The 18,084-nt window shown below is 69.8% G+C and carries 15 protein-coding genes; 7 read left to right on the top strand and 8 right to left on the bottom strand.

Going from position 1 to position 18,084, the window contains the following annotated elements; genetic code table 11:
* Positions 1 to 25 precede the first annotated feature (25 nt).
* Entirely contained in the window at positions 26 to 607 is a 582-nt protein-coding gene (locus HNR09_RS05585) for a TetR/AcrR family transcriptional regulator (RefSeq protein ID WP_179541141.1), read from the top strand.
* On the opposite strand, the gene HNR09_RS05580 is transcribed toward HNR09_RS05585, so the two are convergent.
* From HNR09_RS05580 to HNR09_RS05570, 3 genes are all read right to left on the bottom strand, one after another.
* Positions 562 to 1,026, bottom strand: coding sequence for a DUF6069 family protein (locus HNR09_RS05580; RefSeq protein ID WP_179541140.1), 465 nt, complete (start codon positions 1,024 to 1,026; stop codon positions 562 to 564). The two genes, HNR09_RS05585 and HNR09_RS05580, sit on opposite strands and share 46 nt — an antisense overlap.
* A gap of 145 nt (positions 1,027 to 1,171) precedes the next feature.
* Positions 1,172 to 2,128, bottom strand: a complete 957-nt coding sequence (locus tag HNR09_RS05575) for an RNA polymerase sigma-70 factor (RefSeq protein ID WP_179541139.1) — start codon at positions 2,126 to 2,128, stop codon at positions 1,172 to 1,174.
* Between the two features lie 110 nt (positions 2,129 to 2,238).
* The gene (locus HNR09_RS05570) at positions 2,239 to 2,997 is read right to left on the bottom strand and encodes a class I SAM-dependent DNA methyltransferase (protein WP_179541138.1); all 759 of its coding nucleotides are present in this window, start codon (positions 2,995 to 2,997) and stop codon (positions 2,239 to 2,241) included.
* 183 nt (positions 2,998 to 3,180) lie between these two features.
* On the opposite strand from HNR09_RS05570, the gene HNR09_RS05565 reads away from it, so the two are divergent.
* Both HNR09_RS05565 and HNR09_RS05560 read left to right on the top strand, forming a co-directional pair.
* Positions 3,181 to 3,846 carry an NADPH-dependent FMN reductase gene (locus HNR09_RS05565; protein ID WP_179541137.1) on the top strand — a complete coding sequence of 222 codons (666 nt, stop codon included), beginning with the start codon at positions 3,181 to 3,183 and terminating at the stop codon, positions 3,844 to 3,846.
* Positions 3,843 to 5,384, top strand: coding sequence for an MFS transporter (locus HNR09_RS05560; RefSeq protein ID WP_179541136.1), 1,542 nt, complete (start codon positions 3,843 to 3,845; stop codon positions 5,382 to 5,384). Before HNR09_RS05565 ends, HNR09_RS05560 begins: the two co-directional genes overlap by 4 nt.
* Here the strand turns inward: HNR09_RS05560 and HNR09_RS05555 are convergent.
* Genes HNR09_RS05555 through HNR09_RS05540 form a run of 4 tightly spaced genes read right to left on the bottom strand, consistent with a single transcriptional unit; the run spans position 5,374 to position 9,636 of the window.
* Positions 5,374 to 8,442: an AfsR/SARP family transcriptional regulator gene (locus HNR09_RS05555; protein WP_179541135.1), complete on the bottom strand. Its 3,069-nt coding sequence runs from the start codon at positions 8,440 to 8,442 to the stop codon at positions 5,374 to 5,376. The genes HNR09_RS05560 and HNR09_RS05555 overlap by 11 nt on opposite strands.
* 35 nt (positions 8,443 to 8,477) lie before the next feature.
* Entirely contained in the window at positions 8,478 to 8,882 is a 405-nt protein-coding gene (locus HNR09_RS05550; protein ID WP_179541134.1) for an Rv3654c family TadE-like protein, read from the bottom strand.
* Positions 8,879 to 9,364 (bottom strand): TadE family type IV pilus minor pilin, encoded by a 486-nt coding sequence (locus HNR09_RS05545; RefSeq protein ID WP_179541133.1) that lies wholly within the window; start codon positions 9,362 to 9,364, stop codon positions 8,879 to 8,881. Before HNR09_RS05545 ends, HNR09_RS05550 begins: the two co-directional genes overlap by 4 nt.
* A gap of 2 nt (positions 9,365 to 9,366) precedes the next feature.
* Entirely contained in the window at positions 9,367 to 9,636 is a 270-nt protein-coding gene (locus tag HNR09_RS05540; protein WP_179541132.1) for a DUF4244 domain-containing protein, read from the bottom strand.
* Positions 9,637 to 10,311: 675 nt separating this feature from the next.
* Here HNR09_RS05540 and HNR09_RS05535 point away from each other — a divergent pair.
* From HNR09_RS05535 to HNR09_RS05520, 4 genes are all read left to right on the top strand, one after another.
* A complete protein-coding gene (locus HNR09_RS05535) occupies positions 10,312 to 11,367 on the top strand; it encodes a methionine ABC transporter ATP-binding protein (protein ID WP_179541131.1) in 1,056 nt (351 codons plus the stop codon).
* A 29-nt stretch (positions 11,368 to 11,396) separates the two neighbouring features.
* A complete protein-coding gene (locus HNR09_RS05530) occupies positions 11,397 to 12,077 on the top strand; it encodes a methionine ABC transporter permease (RefSeq protein ID WP_179543034.1) in 681 nt (226 codons plus the stop codon).
* A 43-nt stretch (positions 12,078 to 12,120) separates the two neighbouring features.
* The gene (locus tag HNR09_RS05525; protein ID WP_179541130.1) at positions 12,121 to 12,990 is read left to right on the top strand and encodes a MetQ/NlpA family ABC transporter substrate-binding protein; all 870 of its coding nucleotides are present in this window, start codon (positions 12,121 to 12,123) and stop codon (positions 12,988 to 12,990) included.
* A gap of 255 nt (positions 12,991 to 13,245) precedes the next feature.
* Positions 13,246 to 15,564, top strand: coding sequence for a fibronectin type III domain-containing protein (locus HNR09_RS05520; RefSeq protein WP_179541129.1), 2,319 nt, complete (start codon positions 13,246 to 13,248; stop codon positions 15,562 to 15,564).
* Positions 15,565 to 15,683: 119 nt separating this feature from the next.
* Here the strand turns inward: HNR09_RS05520 and HNR09_RS05515 are convergent, their stop codons facing one another.
* On the bottom strand, positions 15,684 to 18,077 hold the full coding sequence (locus HNR09_RS05515; protein ID WP_179541128.1) for a DEAD/DEAH box helicase: 2,394 nt from the start codon (positions 18,075 to 18,077) through the stop codon (positions 15,684 to 15,686).
* Positions 18,078 to 18,084: the final 7 nt, after the last annotated feature.

Below are 18,084 nucleotides of genomic sequence, written 5' to 3'. Positions count from 1 at the left end.
TCGTGTCAAGAGTAGACTCCTCCCCATGGCCCGCCCCCGAACCCATGACGAGTCGCTGAGGACTCGACTGCTGGAGGAGGCCTCCCACGTCATCGCCTCCTCCGGACCGCAGGGACTCTCTCTGCGAGGGGTCGCCGGCAGCGCGCAGACCACCACCGCCGCCGTCTACTCCCTCTTCGGTGGCCGGAACGCACTCATCCAGGCTGTGGTGGAGGAAGGGTTCCGTCGATTCGGCGATGCGCTGGCCGACGTCTCCCACACTGCGGACCCCGGTGCAGACCTGCTCGCCCTGGGGGTCGCCTACCGGGAGTTCGCCCTGGCCGATCCGCACTTCTACCGCATCATGTTCGATGCTCTGGACGAGACGTTCGACCGTCCCGCCACCCCGGTCTCGCCGACCTTCCTCGTGCTGCGGGCCGCCGTCGCCAGGGCGCTGGGCGTTCCAGATGATCGAGGCTCCGCCGAGCAGGCCGCCCTGCGGATCTGGGCGCTGGCCCACGGCCTGGTCAGCCTTGAGCTCAACGGCCTGATCCCCGGTGACGACGCGGCCAGGCACCGTGACTATGTGGAGACGCTCCGCTCCGCCCGGGGCATGGTCTCGGGCTGAGTCTGCCGGACGCGCAGGGCCAGGACGGCGAATCCCGCGGTGGGCAGCAGATGGAACAGCAGCAGCGTGGTGCTGGTGATCGCGTCATGGGCGACCACCGCCGGCACGACGCTGGTCGGCACGAAGATCACCAGCACGGCGATCAGCAGAGCTGTCAGCCCGAAGTGTGAGCGGCGCACCAGTCCGAGGACGGCGACTCCCAGCATCAGCGGCAGGGCGGTCTTCCACGCCACGTCGAACCAGACGATGAGATGATTCGGCTCCTGAGCCGGCGGGTCCAGCAGCATGGTCGCCCCGAGTCCCCGGGCGGCGGCGTAGAGACCGAGGTTCAGCAGGGTCGCGGCCAGCACGAGGAGGGTTCCTTCCCTCAGCAGAGAGCGGGGCGAGGTCTTGAGGCTGCGGTCAGCGGTGGTCTTCATGATGTCCTCCCAGATGCGGTGCGGCGGGGAGACTGCCGCCTGTCACCTCTGAGGACGAGAGGAGGACCTGGTCTGTGACATGACCTCATCTGTGACATCAGGACATCAGGACATCCGGGCACCTGAACCGACGGGGCCCGCAGGATCAGGTGGACGTGTCGCTCTCCTCACGCGCGGCGCGGCGGGCCTTCTGGAATTCGTCCTTCAGCCGCCAGATGTCGCTGACCGCGCCCAGATGCCTCAGCTTGTCGGGATTGCTGATGGACCGGATGGTCTGGATGTGTCCGTCGACGACCTCGATTACCACCACATTGACGATCGTTCCCTCCTCGGCGCGGGTGATCAGGCCCGGCGCCCCGTTGACCTCGCGCAGCTGCAGCGTCACCCCGATGGAGACCATCGGCGGGCCGACCGAAGCCAACAGGCTCGCGACCTTCTCCCGACCGGCGACCGGGCGGGGCAACGACGGAGCCTTCCCCCCGCCGTCGCCGACCATGGTCACCTCGGCGGCGAGCAGCCTCCGCAGCCCCTCCACGTCGCCCTCCCGGAAGGCGGCCATGAACCTCTCGGTCAGCGCCTGACGATCGTGCTGGTCGGCGTCGAACCGCGGACGCTGCCGGGCCATGTGACGCCGAGCGCGGCTCGCGAGCTGTCGGCAGGCGTCCTCGGAACGCTCCACGGCCTCGGCGATCTCGGCGTAGTCGACGTCGAAGACCTCACGCAGCACGAACACCGCACGCTCCAGCGGAGTGAGCCTCTCCAGAAGCAGCAGCGACGCCATGGAGATGGACTCGGTGAGTTCGGCCCGGGCCTCGGGGCCGTCAGGGTCATCCGTGAGGATCGGCTCCGGAAGCCACTGCCCCACATACTGCTCCCGACGCGCCCGGGCTGAACGCAGCACGTCCACGGCCAGCCGGGTGACCACCGTGGTGAGGAATGCTCGAGGCGCTTCGACGACGGCGTCGGCGCTCGCATAGCGAAGCCATGCCTCCTGCACGACGTCCTCCGCCTCCGCGGCGCTGCCCAGGATCCGATAGGCGATGGAGAACAGCAGAGGGCGCAGCTCGATGAACTCCTCGGTCCGCTGCTCACGGTCGGTCATCGGGCACCCCTTTCGGGGGTACGGTAGCCCGTGCCGTGCAGGGGAGAACAGGTCCACCGCCTCAGCAGCTGGGCCCACCATGTGACGGGCGGGAGCGTGAGGTGCCCCGTTCAGCTCGGTGCCGGTCGGCGCCACACGGAGACATGCGAGTCCGACTCGGCGGTGAACTCGGAACCGTGCCAGTCCGCGGCCCGGTGCTCGGGTGCGAGTCCTGCCATCTGAGCCATCAGATCGCATTCAGCCGGCCAGATGTAGCGATGTTCGCTCTGCCCGTGCACACCGCGGGCAGGCCAGTGGTGGTGCGATGTCAGCCGCTGCGTGACCGGGTCGACGACGTCGAAGCCCAGATGCTCCTCGGTCACCTCGAAGGGGCATGCCAGCTGGCCCGGCGGCAGGCGGCGCAGCGGCGGGACCCCGAGCTCGATTACGAAGCGACCACCCGGGATGAGATGCCGGGCCGCATTGCGGAAGCACTCCACCTGCTCCTGCTGCGTCAACAGGTTCGAAATCGTGTTGTAGACCAAGTAGACCAGCGAGAACTCCCCGGGCACCCGCGTCGTGGCCATGTCCCCGAGTGTCACGGGCACGGTCCCGGCGTCGGCCTTGGTGCGCAGCTTCTCGACCATAGGGGCCGAGAGCTCAATGCCCTCCACCGGCACGCCTCGGGCCGCGAGGGGCACCGCGATCCGGCCGGTGCCCACGGCGAACTCCAAGGCTCGCCCGCTCCCGGCGAGTCTCGCCAAGGCGTCCACCACAGGCTCCACCGCCTCCGAGGTGCCCATCCAGCCGAGCGTGTCGTCGTACCGGCTGGCCGTGGCTTCGCTCCACACCTGACTGCTGGGCCGGCGGTCGGTCTCTGCATGGTTCATGGAACCTCCTGGTCAGCAGGGTACTGGACGGTCGCACGGGGCGGAAGGCCTGGGATTCGACGCCGCCGGAGCATCCACGGAGCATCACCGGAGCACTCTCGGAGCGGGTGTCCGTCACGCTCGCAGATGAGCCGCACGACACCACGTGCGGCCTCACCCATCCACACCGAGAAGGAGGATCCCATGACTGCGAGCACTGAGACCACAGGCCCTCAGGCCGCTCCTGGTGGCACCGTCGACGCCGTCGAGACCGTCGAGGAGCGGCCGCGGCTGGTCGTCATCATCGGCAGCACCCGCCCGGACCGGTTCGGGCCCACCCCCGCCTCCTGGTTCGCCCGGGAGGCGGAGAAGCACGCCGGGTTCGACGTCGACCTCGTCGACCTGGCCGGGTTCGATCTGCCGCCGGGACTTGGAGGGAATGATCCGGATGCGGCGCTTCCCGAGGACGTCGCAGCCTTGGGACGTCGGCTGGTGCGCGCCGACGCCTTCGTCGTGGTGACGCCGACCTACAACCGTAGCTACGCGTCGGTGCTCAAGACAGCCATCGACTGGTTCTACTCCGAGTGGAGCCTGAAGCCGGTCGGCTTCGTCGCCTATGGCGGCCACTTCGGGGCTTTCCCTCCCATCGAGCACCTGCGTGGCGTCTTCGTGGAGTTCAACGCGGTCCCGCTGCGTGACGCGGTCGTGCTCCAGAGGTTCTGGGAGCGCTTCGACCACGATGGGCGCGCCGTCGACGCCGAACGGATGGGTCGGTGGGCGCACAAGATGCTCGATCAGCTGACCTGGTGGGCGCTCTCTCTGAAGGAGTCTCGGGCCCGGCGCGAGTACCCGGCGGGGATCGCCGAATGAGCACCGCGGTCACGGGGGAACGCCACACCGGAGGCGGGGCTCGGGCGCCGAAGGCCACAGTGCGGCAGTGGCTCGGGCTCACGATCATGGTGGTTCCGCTGTTCATGCTCGCCACCGACGTCACCGCTCTGTACCTGGCGATGCCGGCGATCAGTGCTGATCTTGCTCCCACGGGTTCCCAGTCGCTGTGGATCCTGCATATCGGGGAGTTCCTCACGGCGGCCACCATGATCACCTTCGGGCTGCTGACCCGGCGGATCGGTGCTCGACGGCTCCTGCTGTGGGCGGTGGCCGCCTACGGTCTCGCGTCGCTGACGGCGGCCTTCGCGGCCGATGCGGAGATGCTCATCCTCGCCCGGGCCGTGCTCGGCGTCGGAGCCGCCGCGTTCACGCCTGCAGGGCTGGTGATGATTCGGACCACCTTCCAGGATGAGCGGCAGTACGGGATCGCCTTCGCCCTGTTCATGGCGGCGTTCACCGGAGGCATGGCCGCGGGCCCGCCGTTGGGCGGCTTCATCCTGGAGCACTTCTGGTGGGGTGCGGTGTTCCTCATCAACGTGCCCATCGCCGCGGTCCTGCTGCTGGGCGGACCGCTGCTGCTTCCCCGCAACCACGCGGACGCAACGGTCCGCATCGACCTGGCCAGCGTGCTGCTCTCCGTGGCGGCGATCCTCGCCCTGGTCTACGGGATGCAGGAGATCGCCGCATCCGGTCCCGACATGATCGCCGTGCTCTCGACGGTGCTGGGGACGCTCCTGACGCTGGTGTTCCTGCGGCGCCAGGCACGCACGGCTCATCCGTTGCTGGATCTCGCCCTGTTCCGGAGCCGGGTGTTCTCCGTGCTCCTGGTGGTGCTCTTCCTCCTGATGCTGGGCACGACGTTCGTCGACATGCTCATGGCGCAGCACCTCCAGATGGTACGTGGACTGAGCCCCTGGGAGGCCGGGTTGGTGCTGCTGGCTCCGGCGATCGCAGCCACAGTGGGCACCGCGGCCGCGCCGCTGGTCGCCCGTGGCGGTCGGGCGACAGGCGGGCTGCTGCTCGGGATCGCCGGAGCTGCGGGGCTGGTGCTGGCCCTGCGCCTGCCTGAGAGCGGAGTGATCGAACTCGCCGCGCTGCTGGCGGTGACGATGCTCATGGTCGCCCCGTACATCACGCTGCTCTCCCAGCGGCTCATCGGGGCCGCCCCGGTGGAGAAGACCGGGCCCGCCACGGCGCTGCAGGACGTCGCGGCGAGCCTGGGGGGCGCCGCGTCGATCGCGCTGATGGGTGCCGGTGCTCTGATGATCCATCGCACCGTGCTGGGGAGCGCGGCCCCGGGGGGTCTGGACCCTGAGGTCGTCGACGCCGCCGGGGAGAGCTTCGGCGCGGCCCCGGCGGCGGCCGTGGGATTGGAGGCCTCCGATGCTGACGCTCTGCTCCATGCAGCCGACGCCGGCCTCACCGCGGCGACTCAGGCCGGATACCTGGTCTTCTCCCTGGTGGTCCTGCTCACGGCCGTGGGCATCGTGGTGTTCGGCCGCCGGTTCAAGGGCTGAGAGGGCGCTGCCGGTCTGAGGGTCGGACGTCCGGCGTCGTCGCCTCCAACACCCGGCGGACCCACCTCTCGGGGGCCCGTGAGGAGACCTTGGAGCGGTGCCGGGCAGCCTGTGCGGCGTCGCCCTCGTGATCGGCGAGCTCGGCCAGTGCGAGTTCGGCGAAGGCGGCCTCGGCTCCGAAGCCGCAGTGCAGGCTCAGCATCTGGGCTCGCTGCAGATGCGCTCGGGCGGCGGACGGATCAGCGTCGGTGAGTGCATGGAGGCCGCGCACGGTCTCCCAGTAGGACTCCTCGCCGAGGGCTCCGAGCTCTCGGGCCAGTGCGGCGGCTTCCTGGGCAGCGGCGGCGGAGGCGCCTCGGTCGTCGTCGCGCTCAGCCTGGAGGTGCTTCATGCCGAGGATCTGGATGAGTCCGTAGGCATCTCCGTGGGCGCGGAGGATCTGCTCCGCGTCGTGGTGTCCAGGCATCCCGACGGCGGCCTCCCCGGCGTCGAGGAGGAACCAGTCGCGCTGGGTCGAGGCGAAGGCCGCGCCGCGGAGGTCCCCAGCGTCGACCAGATGCTCTACGGCCTCATCAGCCAGTCGACGTCCCAGCGGCCGGCGCTTTCGGGAGGCCAGGAACGCTGTGGCGGCGAACCACTGGACCTGCATGCGGGCCAGGCGAACCTCGGCCGCGGGTTGGAAGGGCGGACCGCCGCCCTCCAGCGAGCAGAACTCGTCCAGGGCGCGCAGGATGCGTCCATGGAGGTCCGGTCGTCGAGCGTCGGTGATCTCCGCGAGGAGCTGCACCTGGGCATGGGCGGCGTCCCGCGGGCCGGGACAGTCCGTGGCACGTCGCAGCTCCGCGCCCAGTCCGACGACGGCGCCGGTCATCCATCGATGCCAGAACCAGGAATTGGCCAGTCCGACGGCGTCGTCACCCCGCTCCTGTTCCACGGCCTCGTCGAAGGCGTGGATGATGTGGGTCCGCTCCTGCTGCAGGCGCACCACCCAGTCTCTGGCGTGGGCGGAGAAGAGGTGCTCCTGGGCGCAGGCGACTTCGTCCCGCCAATGCCGCAGGTGGATCAGGGCGAGGTGCTCACGTTCCCCGGATTCGTGCAGCTTCTCCGCGGCGTAGGCAGAGACGGATTCCAGCAGATGGTACCGCCGCCCGTGGTCGCCGTCCTCGGCGACCACCAGGCTGCGTTCGACCAGGCTGATCAGTGTCGGCATGACCTGTCCGCAGCGCAACGGATCCCCTGGGGCATCGGCACAGATCGATTCGATGGTCTCCAACGTCCAGGAGACCGGGTGCACCGCCAAGCGCCGCAGCAGGATCTGCTCGGGCTCGTCGAGCAGGGACCAGCTCCAGTCCAGCATTCCGCGAAGGGTCTGCTGGCGGCGGGGCGCACCGCGTCCGGGGCGGCGCAACAGATCGAGTCGGTCGTTGATCCGTGCGAGCAGCGTGTCGAGGTCCAGCGCCCCGGTCTGCGCGGCGGCCAGCTCCAGGGCCAGCGGCAGCCCGTCCAGGCGACGGCACAGCTCAGCGGCGGATGCTCTGACCGCCGGATCGTCCGGGAGGTCCGGTCTGACCTCCCGGGCTCGGGTGAGGAAGAACTCGACGGCGCTCTCCACCGTCCCGGCCATCGGCAGAGGGTCGAGGGGGATGCGCTGTTCGCCGGGCAGGCCGAGGGGCTCGCGACTGGTGGCGAGGATGCGCAGCGAGGCACCGTCGGCCAGCAGCGCCTCGGCGACGGCTGCGGTCTGGCCCACGACGTGCTCGCAGTTGTCCAGCACCAGGAGTCCTGGACTCGCCTGGAGAGCCGTCACGAGCTGGGACAGCAGGCCCGGAGCCTCGCGGCGGGGCACGGTGAGCCCCATGCCCTCGGCGATGGCGCGGGCGACCCGGTTGTCGCCGAGGGCCGGATCTCCCGGTGGTTCCTCCATGGCTGGGGGTTCGGGGTCGAGGCTGGTGAGGTCGATGAATCGTGCTGGGTGGCCGGAGTGCTCGATGAATCTCTCGGCGGCCCGGACCGCCAGGCGGGTCTTGCCCACTCCGCCGACGCCCAGGATCGTGGTCAGCGGTCCCTGCTGGAGCCGACGGTCCACCTCACGCAGCTCCTGAGAGCGGCCCAGGAAGCTGGAGGCGAAGGTCGGAAGGACCCTCCGCGCGTGAGCGGTCGGTGCGTCAGAAGGGCGGAGGTCGGACGCTGAGCCTGCCTGCACGGAGCCAGGGCTGTGCAGGGAAGGGTCCTGCTGGAGGATCCGGATGTGGAGGGCGGCCGTGTCCTGATCGGGGTCGGCTCCGAGCTCCTCCACCAGGTGCCGGTGGTGCCGTGAGAACACCCCAAGCGCATCGGGCTGGCGGCGTGCTCGATGCAGGGCCAGCATCAGCAGTCGGCAGAGCTCGGCCCGCAGCGGGTTCTGGGCGAACGCCGGCAGCAGCACCTCTGAGGCCTGCTGCGGTTCGTGCCGGTCCAGGAGGACGGCGCCGAGCATCTCCGTGGCATCCAGGCGCAGCTCTCGCAGCTGCTGGATGGTCGGGGCGAGCCATGCTGCGTCACGAAGCTCGGCGTAGGGCTCACCGCGCCAGAGGCCCAGTGCTTCACGGAGCAGTGGAGCCCTCTCCGCCGGATCGTCATGGTCGCGGGCCGCCGAGAGTAGAGTGCGGAGGTGTTCAGCGTCGACCTCGAGCCGGATCTCAGAGCTCTCCGGAGGTGCTTCCTCCTGGTCGGGAGCGTCGGTCCCTGGCCCGTGCCGGGAGGGCTCGACGTGGGGCGTCCGATCGAGGCAGGTGGCGAGCCGGTGGCCTCCGGGGCCGCTGCTCAGCAGAGCTCGTCCGCCGGGATGCGCTGTATCCAGGACGGAGCGCAGCTGCGAGAGCTTTGCCTGCAGCACCCGAATCGGGTGGGCGGGGAGGTCGGCGCCCCACACGCGCTCGATGAGGGTGTCGGAGGGGACGGCGTCTCCGAGGTCGGCGGTGAGCGCGGCCAGCAGCGCACGGACCTTGCGTTCGGGGACCTCCACCGTCTCCCCCGTGGAGGCCCGCAGCCCGATGGGGCCCAGGACCTCTATCCTCATGGTCGACATTCTATGCGCGTGCACTGTCGCCGGGGTCACATTTCTGCCGTCGAGGGTGGCCCGGCCCGTGCGGTGCGGGCGGCCTCCCATGGCCCCCGGTGCTCCCCGCTCAGCGACGCGGGGAGCACCGGCACGCCGACACTGACGCTGACGAAGACCTCGGTGCCGTCCCGCCCGGTGACCTGACAGCTGTCCAGACGGGTCACGTTGCGCTCGGCCACCGCCTCGGCGACCGTGCAGGGGTCCCCGGGGGTGAGGCCTCGGGCGGCGTCCGCACCGGCCAATGCGGCCAGGTCTGCGCCGCGGGCGGCCTGCGCCGCTGCGACCGCCGCTGTTCCCAGCACATGGACCACGCCGATGAGCATCACCAATGCCGCAATCATGGCGAGGACCAGCACGGTGCCGGAGCCGCGTTCCTCACGGAAGGGGGCGCCGCTCATGACCGATCTCCCTGCGCGGAGCGTCCGGAGGGCGGCCTGGGGGCAGGCTGTTCCACGCGGGCCACAGCGGCGGCCGTCTGTTCGGCCGAGATCTCCACCAGTCCCAGGAGCCGCACCTGGCGAGTCAGCGTCACCCGGGCGTACTCCCCCTCGGAGGCGGTCGCGACGTGGATGGATTCTCCGGAGATCCGTTGCGCGGCCTCCACGGCGGAGGACTCCGACTCCCCGCGGGCCAGCTCGCGTGCGGCCGCACGGGCACCCCCTTCGAGGGAGACCTGCGCGGCCGCATGCATGCCGAGGCTGAGCAGCAGGCCCAGCACGAGGACCACGGCGGGCAGCGCAGCCGCGAACTCTGCGCTGACCCCGCCGTCCTCGGCCCTGCGTTCGTCGGCGAGAGGACTCCGACGGACCCTCCTCTGCTGCCCGCGGACAGAGGGAGCTGGCCCTTCCGGAGCTGCCACGATCTGTTCCTCGGCAGGCATGGTCAGAGGGTCAGCGCCCGCTGGACGATCCCGGCGAGCATCTCCCGGACCTCACCGGAGGAGAGCACCACCACCAGCAGCCCGGCGAAGCCGACGGCGGCCAGCATCACGATCCCGTACTCTGCGGTCGCGAGCCCCTCCTCCTCGTGGTGCAGATCGCGGAGCATCTCCTCCACGCCCGAGGGGCGAGCCTCATCGGTGATCCCGTCCGCTGCGGCGGGCAGTACCGGGGTGGGGGAGAGGGGTACGGGGCGGGTGGTGACGGAGAGCATGGCGATCAGTCCTTCCACTGTCCTGCGGTTCGATGCGCCGCCCGGGGATCCGGGCGATGAGTCGATCCTGCTCGCCGGCCAGGGCCAAGGCCATGCCCGCACTGCGCTCTGTGGACAGCTGCGCGTGTCCCGGCCGCATCGGCGGGCCTGTGGAGGAGCGGCGCGCCAGTCGCACCCGCCGCCAGTCGCACCTGCCGTCGCGTCCCGGGGACGATCTGTTCGGCCAGGCGGCTGTGATCCGCACATCATCTGTGACGCGGCGCGACGACGGCGCGGCGCCGAGCATGACGGTGTCCGCCCCCTCGGCTAGGCTGGGAGTGCTTCACGAGCAGTGACCCGGAGACTTCGCGTCTCTGACCGATCCAGCACAGGTCACTCACCAACCCCATGTTCACGGGTGGTCCGGATCGACAGAAGCGGCCCGTTCTCGCTGGTCCCCAGCACTGGATGGAACGGGCAAGAGCAGCGACGAAAGGAACGACTGCGGCCGGCACAGCCAGGTGTCCTGCCCGCTCCCACCTCCACTCCATCTCATCAGCGCCGCCGTGGGCCCATGACCTGGGCCCGGAGGCGCCCCCATGCCCAGAAACCGGGGAATGCCGCAGCGCATCGCCCCGGGTGGATCTTCCTGCCTCACAAGGGCGGTCCGCCCACGCCCAGACCCATGGAGTCCGCATGATCGAACTGACGCAGGTCAGCAAGGTCTACCCCGGCGGGGTGACCGCGCTCGACAAGGTGAACCTGACCATCCCCGACGCAGAGATCCACGGCATCGTCGGCCGCTCCGGCGCCGGCAAGTCAACGCTGATCCGTTGCCTGACGGGCCTGGACCCCGCCACCTCGGGGAGCATCAGCGTCGACGGCGTCGACCTCGGCCAGGCCCGTGGGGGCCAGCTGATGAAGGCCCGCCGCAGCATCGGCATGGTCTTCCAGCACCACAACCTGCTGGACTCGCGGACGGCGGAGAGGAACATCTCCCACCCGCTGGAGATCGCCGGGGTGCCTGCCAAGGAGCGGAAGCGCCGGGTGGAGGAGCTGCTGGACCTGGTCGGGCTCACCGACCGCCGCCGCAACCACCCCGCTCAGCTCTCCGGCGGGCAGAAGCAGCGCGTGGGCATCGCCCGCGCCCTCGCCGCCGAGCCTCGGGTGCTCCTCTGTGACGAGCCGACCTCCGCACTGGACTCCGGCACCACTCGCCAGATCCTCGACCTGATCCGCCGTCTCCGCGACCGCCTCGGGATCACCGTCATCATCATCACCCACGAGATGTCGGTGGTCCGGGAGATCTGTGACTCCGTCTCGCTGCTCTCCGAGGGGCGCATCGAGCGCACCGGGGCGCTGCTCGACGTCATCCAGGACACCGGTTCCTCGCTGTCCAAGGAGCTGATCTCCCTGCCCCCGACCGCGGCGCTGCAGCCCGGGGCCACCCTGGTGGAGGTGCTCATGGCTGAGGGAAGCCACGTGGCCGACGTCGGCCAGCTCTTCGCGCTGCTGTCCTCCCGCGGGCTGCACGCACGGGTCGAGGCCGGCACCATCGAGACCATCCAGGGTCGTCAGGTCGGCCGTCTGCACATCACTCCGAAGACTCGCACCGAGGCGGAGCAGATCGCCGGGGTGCTGCGGGAGAACGGGATCCATGCCGAGGTGACCACCGGAGCAGAGATAGAGGCCGAGCGGGCCGCCCATGAAGAGGACGACGTCCGCGCCGAGCAGCAGGAGGAGAATCAGTGAGCACCACCGCAGCCACCCTGAACGGCGCGATGCCTCTCGCCTCCGGTCGGTTCCTGGACAACCCGGTCTTCCACAACCAGCTGCCCGCCGCGATCCTGGAGACGCTCTTCATGACCGGTGCCACCGCGATCATCGTGGCGATCTTCGGCCTCCCCCTGGGGATCCTCCTCCATAATCTGGGCCCCAAGGGCCTCACCCCGAACGCGCCCGTCTACCGGGTGGTGAGCCTCGTCGTGGACATCGGACGCTCGATCCCGTTCATCGTGCTGATGATCTCCCTCATCCCGTTGACCCGCTTCATCGTGGGCACCGCGCTGGGCTGGCAGGCCGCCGTCGTGCCGCTGTCCATCGGAGCGATCCCGTTCTTCGCCCGGCTGGTGGAGAACGCGCTTCGGGAGGTCTCCGCCGGCAAGGTGGAAGCGGTGAAGATGATGGGTGCCTCCTCCGGCCACATCACCCGCCAGGTCCAGGTCCGTGAGGGCCTGCCCGGCATCGTCGGCGGATTCACCGTCACCGTGGTCGCCCTGATCAGCTACACGGCCATGGCCGGTGCGATCGGCGGCGGCGGGCTTGGTGCGCTCGCCTACAACTATGGCTACCAGCGGTACGAGGGCGACACCATGATCGCCTGTGTGGTGCTGCTGGTGATCATCGTCGCGGTGATCCAGTGGGCCGGAGACCGCATCGCCCGGGGCATCGACCACCGCTGACCCTGACTCTGCACGTTCTACTCGCATCCAGAAAGGCACATCCATGGCATTTGCACACTCCGGACGCACCCTGCGTCTCTCCACCGCGGCGGCCGTCGTCGGCGTCTCCGCCCTCGCGCTGACCGGCTGCGGTCTCTTCGCCGACGACGAATTCCCCATCGGGACCGAGAACGAGGACGGCACCACCACTCTGACGGTCGGGGTCTCCCCAGTCCCGCAGGGCGACATCCTGCGCTTCATCGATGAGGAGCTGGCCGCCGACGCCGGCCTCGCCCTCGACGTCGTCGAGTACCAGGACTACACCGAGCCGAACCCGGCGCTGGTCGCCGGGGAGCTGGACGCCAATTACTTCCAGCACCAGCCGTGGTTCGAGTCCGAGGTGGAGGGGCAGGGCTACGAGCTGGCCCACTATGAGGGCGTCCACGTGGAGCCCTTCGCGCTGTTCTCCGAGCGGCATGACACCCTCGAGGAGCTGCCCGAGGGTGGTCAGATCGGGGTCAACAACGACCCCTCCAATCAGGGCCGCGCTCTGGCGATGCTGGCTGACGCCGACCTGATCGAGCTCGCCGAGGGTGTCGACCCGGCCGAGGCGACCATCAACGACGTCGCCGAGAATCCGCATGACTTCGAGTTCATCGAGGCTGACGCCGCCTCGTTGGCCCGCACTCTGGACGACGTCGACGCCTCGGTGATCAACGGCAACAACGCCCTCGAGATCGGGCTCTCTCCGACCCAGGACAGCCTGCTGGTCGAGGACCCGGAGGGTAGCCCATACGCCAACTTCCTGGCGGTGCGTGAGGGCACCGAGGACGATGAGAACCTGCAGAAGCTCGACGAGCTGCTGCACTCCGACGATGTCCGCGACTACATCGAGGAGACCTGGCCCGACGGCGAGGTCGCCCCGGCGTTCTGACTCTCAGCCGCTGACGAGGAGGGCCCCTGCACCGTCTGGTGCAGGGGCCCTCCTCGTCTGTGGGGAGCGGCGGCCATCATGCGACATCGGCCCGGCCGGGGTGGGACTTGATGACGTTGACGTGCGGGGAAGCCCTCGGTGATGCCCATCGCGCATCGAGCTTGTGGGTGGCGAGCGCATTCCGTAGGTTCTATTGCAACGTTTCAATACGTGATCTGAATCACTCGCACGAATCACTCACTGAGGGAGATGAGCATGTCGACGACCCCTGTCCGACCTCCGAGGTCTCGAGGAGCGCGGTCTCGCACCAGACGCCGCAGCACACTCGCGACGGCAGCCGCACTGGCCCTGCTCGCACCGCTGGGCGCCGCCTCCAGCGCCGCCTCCAGCGCCGCCCAGACCAGCCCGACCCCGACCGACCAGAGCCCCAGCGACCCTACCCAGGCAGTCGCCACCGAGACGGTCACCACCCAGACCGCCTACTCGCCGTCCGACGGCATCCCGCCCGGTGAGGTGCTGGCCTTCGACTTCGGCTGCGCCGGGGACCCGGTCGCTGAGGGCAGCCTCGAGGTCACCGCCTCCACGCTCTACGACGTCGACACCGGCTTCGGACTCAGCGCCCCGGCCGCCTGCCGGGACCGCGGCGCTCCGGACGACGTCCGCCGCAACTTCGTCCTGGCCGGCGGGGAGCAGTTCCAGGTGGATCTGCCCGACGGTGACTACCACGTCACCGTGATCTCAGGGGACCAGATCGCCTCGAACAACACCCAGCTGACTGTCCAGGGAGAGGATCAGGGCAGTCTGCAGCCGCGCGGCTCCGGTGAGTTCGCTGAGCACAGCGTGTACACCACGGTTGAGGACGGTTCGCTGGTCCTCGAGGTCTTCAGCGACGGACGCATCAACGGTGTGGAGGTCTCCCAGGTCGCCCCGCCCTCCGGGCTTCACGCCGACGAGGTGAGCACCCAGCCGCCCTCTGCCACCCTGTCCTGGGAGCCCACCGAGGGGGCCGCGGAGTACACGCTCTATCGCTCCGACGCCGGAGCCGGCGAATACGAGTCCGTCGGCACCACCGAGACCGTCAGCCTCACCGACGAGGCCGTCGAGCTCGGCTACTCCTACGACTATGTGGTGACCCAGACCAGCGCCGCCGGGGTGGAGTCGGGACACAGCGAGGCCCACACGGTCGCTGTCGTCGACCCGTCGGTGGAGGCGCCCGCGGCCCCTCAGGACCTGCGGCTGGAGCGGGCCAACCCGCGGGGCACCACCATCAGCTGGACCGGTGACGACGCCGCGTGGGAGTACCACGTCTATCGCTCGCTGAACGCGGATCGCGGCTTCGAGCGGGTCGCGGAGACCACCGGCACCAGCTACACGGCCGAGGGCGCCAGCGAGGTGAACCACTACTACACGGTCCTCGCGGTCAACGCCGGAGGCATCTCCGAGCAGCCCGAGCCCCTGCTGACCCCGGTCACCGCGCGGGGAAGCAACGGGAACCCGTTCGAGGAGTGCTCCGTGGACGGCGCCGACGCCACGGTGCTCCGCAACGGCGACACCTGGCGGGCCATGAACGGCGGGGAGACCGTCCACCAGAGCTATGCCATGGTCGACGCCATGCAGGCCGCCGTCGACAGCCTCTCCGAGGGTCGCACCGAGCAGGAGTCCGTGGTGGTGCGCGGCTCGGGCACTATGCCCGCCGATGCGGCGGTCGACCTGCCCAGCCACACGTCCTTCTCGGTCTGCGGGACCATCCACGTGGCCGGCAACGAGTCGAACTTCAGCTACGAGGAGCATGTCGGCGTGGTGCGGATCCGGCACGCCGAGGACGTCTCCGTGCCGTTCCTGTCCGTCACCGGCAACCCGAACTTCGGCGTCTACCTGCGCACCTCCTCGGATGTGTACTTCGGCCAGATGGACCTGCAGCTCTCCGGCGGCCACGGGATGCGCATCGACAGCCGCGACGACGACTTCGTCCGAGAAGCACGGAACATCACCATCGATGACGTCTACGTCTCGGGCACCGAGTCCCACGGCGTGGAGACCTACGGGGTGGACGGGCTGACCGTCGGCACCGTCACCGCGGTGGACACCGGCTATGCCGGGCTGCTGCTCAACGACACCGTCAACGCCGACATCGAACGCGTCGTCGGCGACGGCGCGGCCGCCGGCACCGGCTACGCCACCTTCCGCACCGCCAACCGCAACGGGCAGATCGACGGTGAGTACCCCACCAACATCCGGGTGGGCGAGCTGATCGCCGACGGCGGCGGCCGCGGATTCTTCTGCGTCTCCGAGTCCGGCGGGGTGGAGATCGAGAAGCTGGAGATCCGCGACACCGGCTCCAACGCGATGCTGATCGAGAACTGCCACAACATCACCCTGGCCACCGATCAGGGCGTGGTCGAGGGCCCGGGCGACATCCGCATCTCGGCGCGCAGCGAGTTCGCCAACACCTCGGACATCACCTTCCAGAACCTGCTGCTGCGGGACACCGCGATCAATGAGAGCCCCTGCGGAGAGAACATCGTGGCGGAGAACCTCACCCTGGAAGACTCGGAGCTGAACCTCTGCGAATGATCTGAGAACTCTCCACCCATCCTCAACGTTGGCTCTGCGGTATGGGCCCTTATCAGACGGAATTCCGCTGGATAAGGGCCCATACCGCGGAGCCAACTGGTCTCCGGGGCGGGTGCTTCTCAGGGTGCGGCCGCCAGCAGGGCCTCGAGCAGATGCAGGGCGGAGATCTTCTCCAGGGGCGAGTTCCGGTTGCCGCACTTCGGCGACTGCACGCAGGAGGGGCATCCGGAGTCACAGCCGCAGCCGCGGATGGTCTGGGCGGTCGCGGCGATCCACGCAGAGGCGGCGGTGTGTCCGCGTTCGGCGAATCCTGCCCCGCCGGGGTGGCCGTCGTAGACGAAGATCGTGGGCAGCTGGGTGTCGGCGTGCAGGGCGGTGGAGACGCCGCCGATGTCCCAGCGGTCCGAGGAGGCGATCAGCGGCAGCAGCCCGATCATCGCGTGCTCCGCGGCGTGCAGCGCCCCGGGCACGTGCTCGGGCACCACGCCGGCGGCGGCGAGAGCGGTCTCCGGGACGGTGATCCACACGGCCTCGGTCTGCAGCCTCGACGGCGGCAGCTCCAGCGGCTCGTCGGAGAGCACCTCGGAGCTGCCCAGCGCCTTCCGTTGGAATCCGACGACGGCGGAGGTCACCTCCACCTGCCCGAAGTGCAGCTCGAACCGCCCCCAGGTCTCCGAGGAGGAGGTCTCCAGCACCTCGATCGAGGTCGTCTCCCGGGCCTGGGTGTAGTACGGCGGCGAGGCCCGGGACACGAGCACCACGCCGTCGTCCAGGGCGAGGTCCTCCACGATGAACGTCCGTCCCTGGTGGACGTACACCGCTCCCGGGTGCGCCTGCGGCTGGGCCTGGGCGGCACCCATGTCACCGATCACCGAGCCGTCCTCGGCGTCGACGATCGTATAGGGCCCGCCCCCGTCGGAGCGCAGCCGCACCCAGCCGGCCGCGGAGGCGTCGTCGTGGGCGAAGAACCAGCCTCGCGGCCGACGCCGCAGGTGTCCCTGCTCGGTGAGCGCGTCGATCAGCCACCGACCGGGTTCGAACAGCTCGACGTCGGCCAGGGTCAGGGGAAGCTCCTGGGCGGCGGCCAGCAGGTGCGGGGCCGCCACATGCGGGTTGGAGGGGTCGATGACGGCGTCCTCCACCCGGGTCTCGAAGATCGTCTCGGGGTGCTCCAGCAGGTAGGAGTCCAAGGGATCGTCCCCGGCGATGAAGAATGCGACACCGCGCTGTCCGGAGCGGCCCGCTCGTCCCAGCTGTTGGAAGAAGGAGGCCCGGGTCCCGGGCCAGCCGGCGATGATCACCGCGTCCAGCCCAGAGATGTCGATGCCCAGCTCCAGAGCCGGAGTGGAGGCCACGCCCAACAGTCGGCCGTCGCGCAGCGCATCCTCGAGCTCGCGACGCTCCTCCTTCAGATACCCGGACCGGTAGGCGGCCACCCGGCCGATCAGGTCCGCGTCGATCTCGGCGAGGCTGTCGGCGGCGATGCGGGCGATGGTCTCCGCCCCGCGGCGGGACTTGATGAACGCCAGGGTGCGGTGTCCGGCCACCATGAGGTCGGTGAGCACATCGGCGGCCTCCACGGTGAGGCTGCGCTTGAGTGGGGCGCCGCTGTCGCCGGTCTGTTCAGAGAGCGTGGACTCCCACAGGTAGCAGTCGACGGCGCCGTGCGGGGACCCGTCCTGCATCACGGCGGTGACCTGGTCGGCGGGCACGCCGATGAGTCGGGCGAACGATGACGCCGGATCACCGCTGGTGGCCGAGGCGCCGGCGAACACGGGCTCGGCTCCGTGCCGATAGTGGCTCACCACCCGGCGCAGCCGACGCAGCAGCAGCGCCACGTGGGAGCCGAAGATCCCGCGGCAGCTGTGCGCCTCGTCGATGATGACCAGCCGCAGGCGGGACAGGAACCGTGCCCAGGCCCGGTGGTTGGGGAGGATCCCGATGTTGAGCATGTCTGGGTTGGTCAGCACCACGTTGGCGTGCTGGCGCACCCAGCGGCGCTCCTCGGGGTCGGTGTCGCCGTCGTAGGCGGCCGGGCGGATTCCGCCGTCGGTGGGGCGCAGCGCCGGGTCGGAGTTCTCCGGAGAGTCCAGGGCGTGGTCCACCTGGCGTGCCAGGTCGGTGAGCGCGTCGAGCTGGTCGGCGGCCAGCGCCTTGGTGGGGGACAGGTAGAGCACTGTGCCGCCCTCGGCGAGCACGGAGGCCAGCCCGGGCAGCTGGGTGCCCAGCGACTTGCCGGATGCGGTGCCGGTGGCCAGGATCGTATGTTCACCGGCGTGCAGCGCCTCCGCGGCGGTCGCCTGATGGGTGTAGAGGTGGTCGATCCCAGCGGCGGCGTAGCCCTCGCGAAGCGCCGGCGGGGTCCATCCGGGCCAGTCGGCGAGGGATTCCCCTCGGGCCGGCAGCGTGTGCACATGACGGAGCGGGCCGGACTCGCTGACCGTGGAGGGCAGCCCGGCGCGGCGCAGCAGCGCGAACGGATCGACGGCGGGATCGGCTGCGGGGCGGGTCATCCCGCCA

The organism is Nesterenkonia xinjiangensis, assembly GCF_013410745.1.
GTDB lineage: Bacteria > Actinomycetota > Actinomycetes > Actinomycetales > Micrococcaceae > Nesterenkonia > Nesterenkonia xinjiangensis.
This window is presented reverse-complemented; position numbering and strand designations above follow the sequence as displayed.

Coding starts and splice junctions, on each gene's coding strand:
- HNR09_RS05585 (WP_179541141.1), top strand. CDS start 26: ATGGCCCGCCCCCGAACCCATGACGAGTCGCTGAGGACTCGACTGCTG.
- HNR09_RS05580 (WP_179541140.1), bottom strand. CDS start 1,026: ATGAAGACCACCGCTGACCGCAGCCTCAAGACCTCGCCCCGCTCTCTG.
- HNR09_RS05575 (WP_179541139.1), bottom strand. CDS start 2,128: ATGACCGACCGTGAGCAGCGGACCGAGGAGTTCATCGAGCTGCGCCCT.
- HNR09_RS05570 (WP_179541138.1), bottom strand. CDS start 2,997: ATGAACCATGCAGAGACCGACCGCCGGCCCAGCAGTCAGGTGTGGAGC.
- HNR09_RS05565 (WP_179541137.1), top strand. CDS start 3,181: ATGACTGCGAGCACTGAGACCACAGGCCCTCAGGCCGCTCCTGGTGGC.
- HNR09_RS05560 (WP_179541136.1), top strand. CDS start 3,843: ATGAGCACCGCGGTCACGGGGGAACGCCACACCGGAGGCGGGGCTCGG.
- HNR09_RS05555 (WP_179541135.1), bottom strand. CDS start 8,442: ATGAGGATAGAGGTCCTGGGCCCCATCGGGCTGCGGGCCTCCACGGGG.
- HNR09_RS05550 (WP_179541134.1), bottom strand. CDS start 8,882: ATGAGCGGCGCCCCCTTCCGTGAGGAACGCGGCTCCGGCACCGTGCTG.
- HNR09_RS05545 (WP_179541133.1), bottom strand. CDS start 9,364: ATGCCTGCCGAGGAACAGATCGTGGCAGCTCCGGAAGGGCCAGCTCCC.
- HNR09_RS05540 (WP_179541132.1), bottom strand. CDS start 9,636: ATGCTCTCCGTCACCACCCGCCCCGTACCCCTCTCCCCCACCCCGGTA.
- HNR09_RS05535 (WP_179541131.1), top strand. CDS start 10,312: ATGATCGAACTGACGCAGGTCAGCAAGGTCTACCCCGGCGGGGTGACC.
- HNR09_RS05530 (WP_179543034.1), top strand. CDS start 11,397: ATGCCTCTCGCCTCCGGTCGGTTCCTGGACAACCCGGTCTTCCACAAC.
- HNR09_RS05525 (WP_179541130.1), top strand. CDS start 12,121: ATGGCATTTGCACACTCCGGACGCACCCTGCGTCTCTCCACCGCGGCG.
- HNR09_RS05520 (WP_179541129.1), top strand. CDS start 13,246: ATGTCGACGACCCCTGTCCGACCTCCGAGGTCTCGAGGAGCGCGGTCT.
- HNR09_RS05515 (WP_179541128.1), bottom strand. CDS start 18,077: ATGACCCGCCCCGCAGCCGATCCCGCCGTCGATCCGTTCGCGCTGCTG.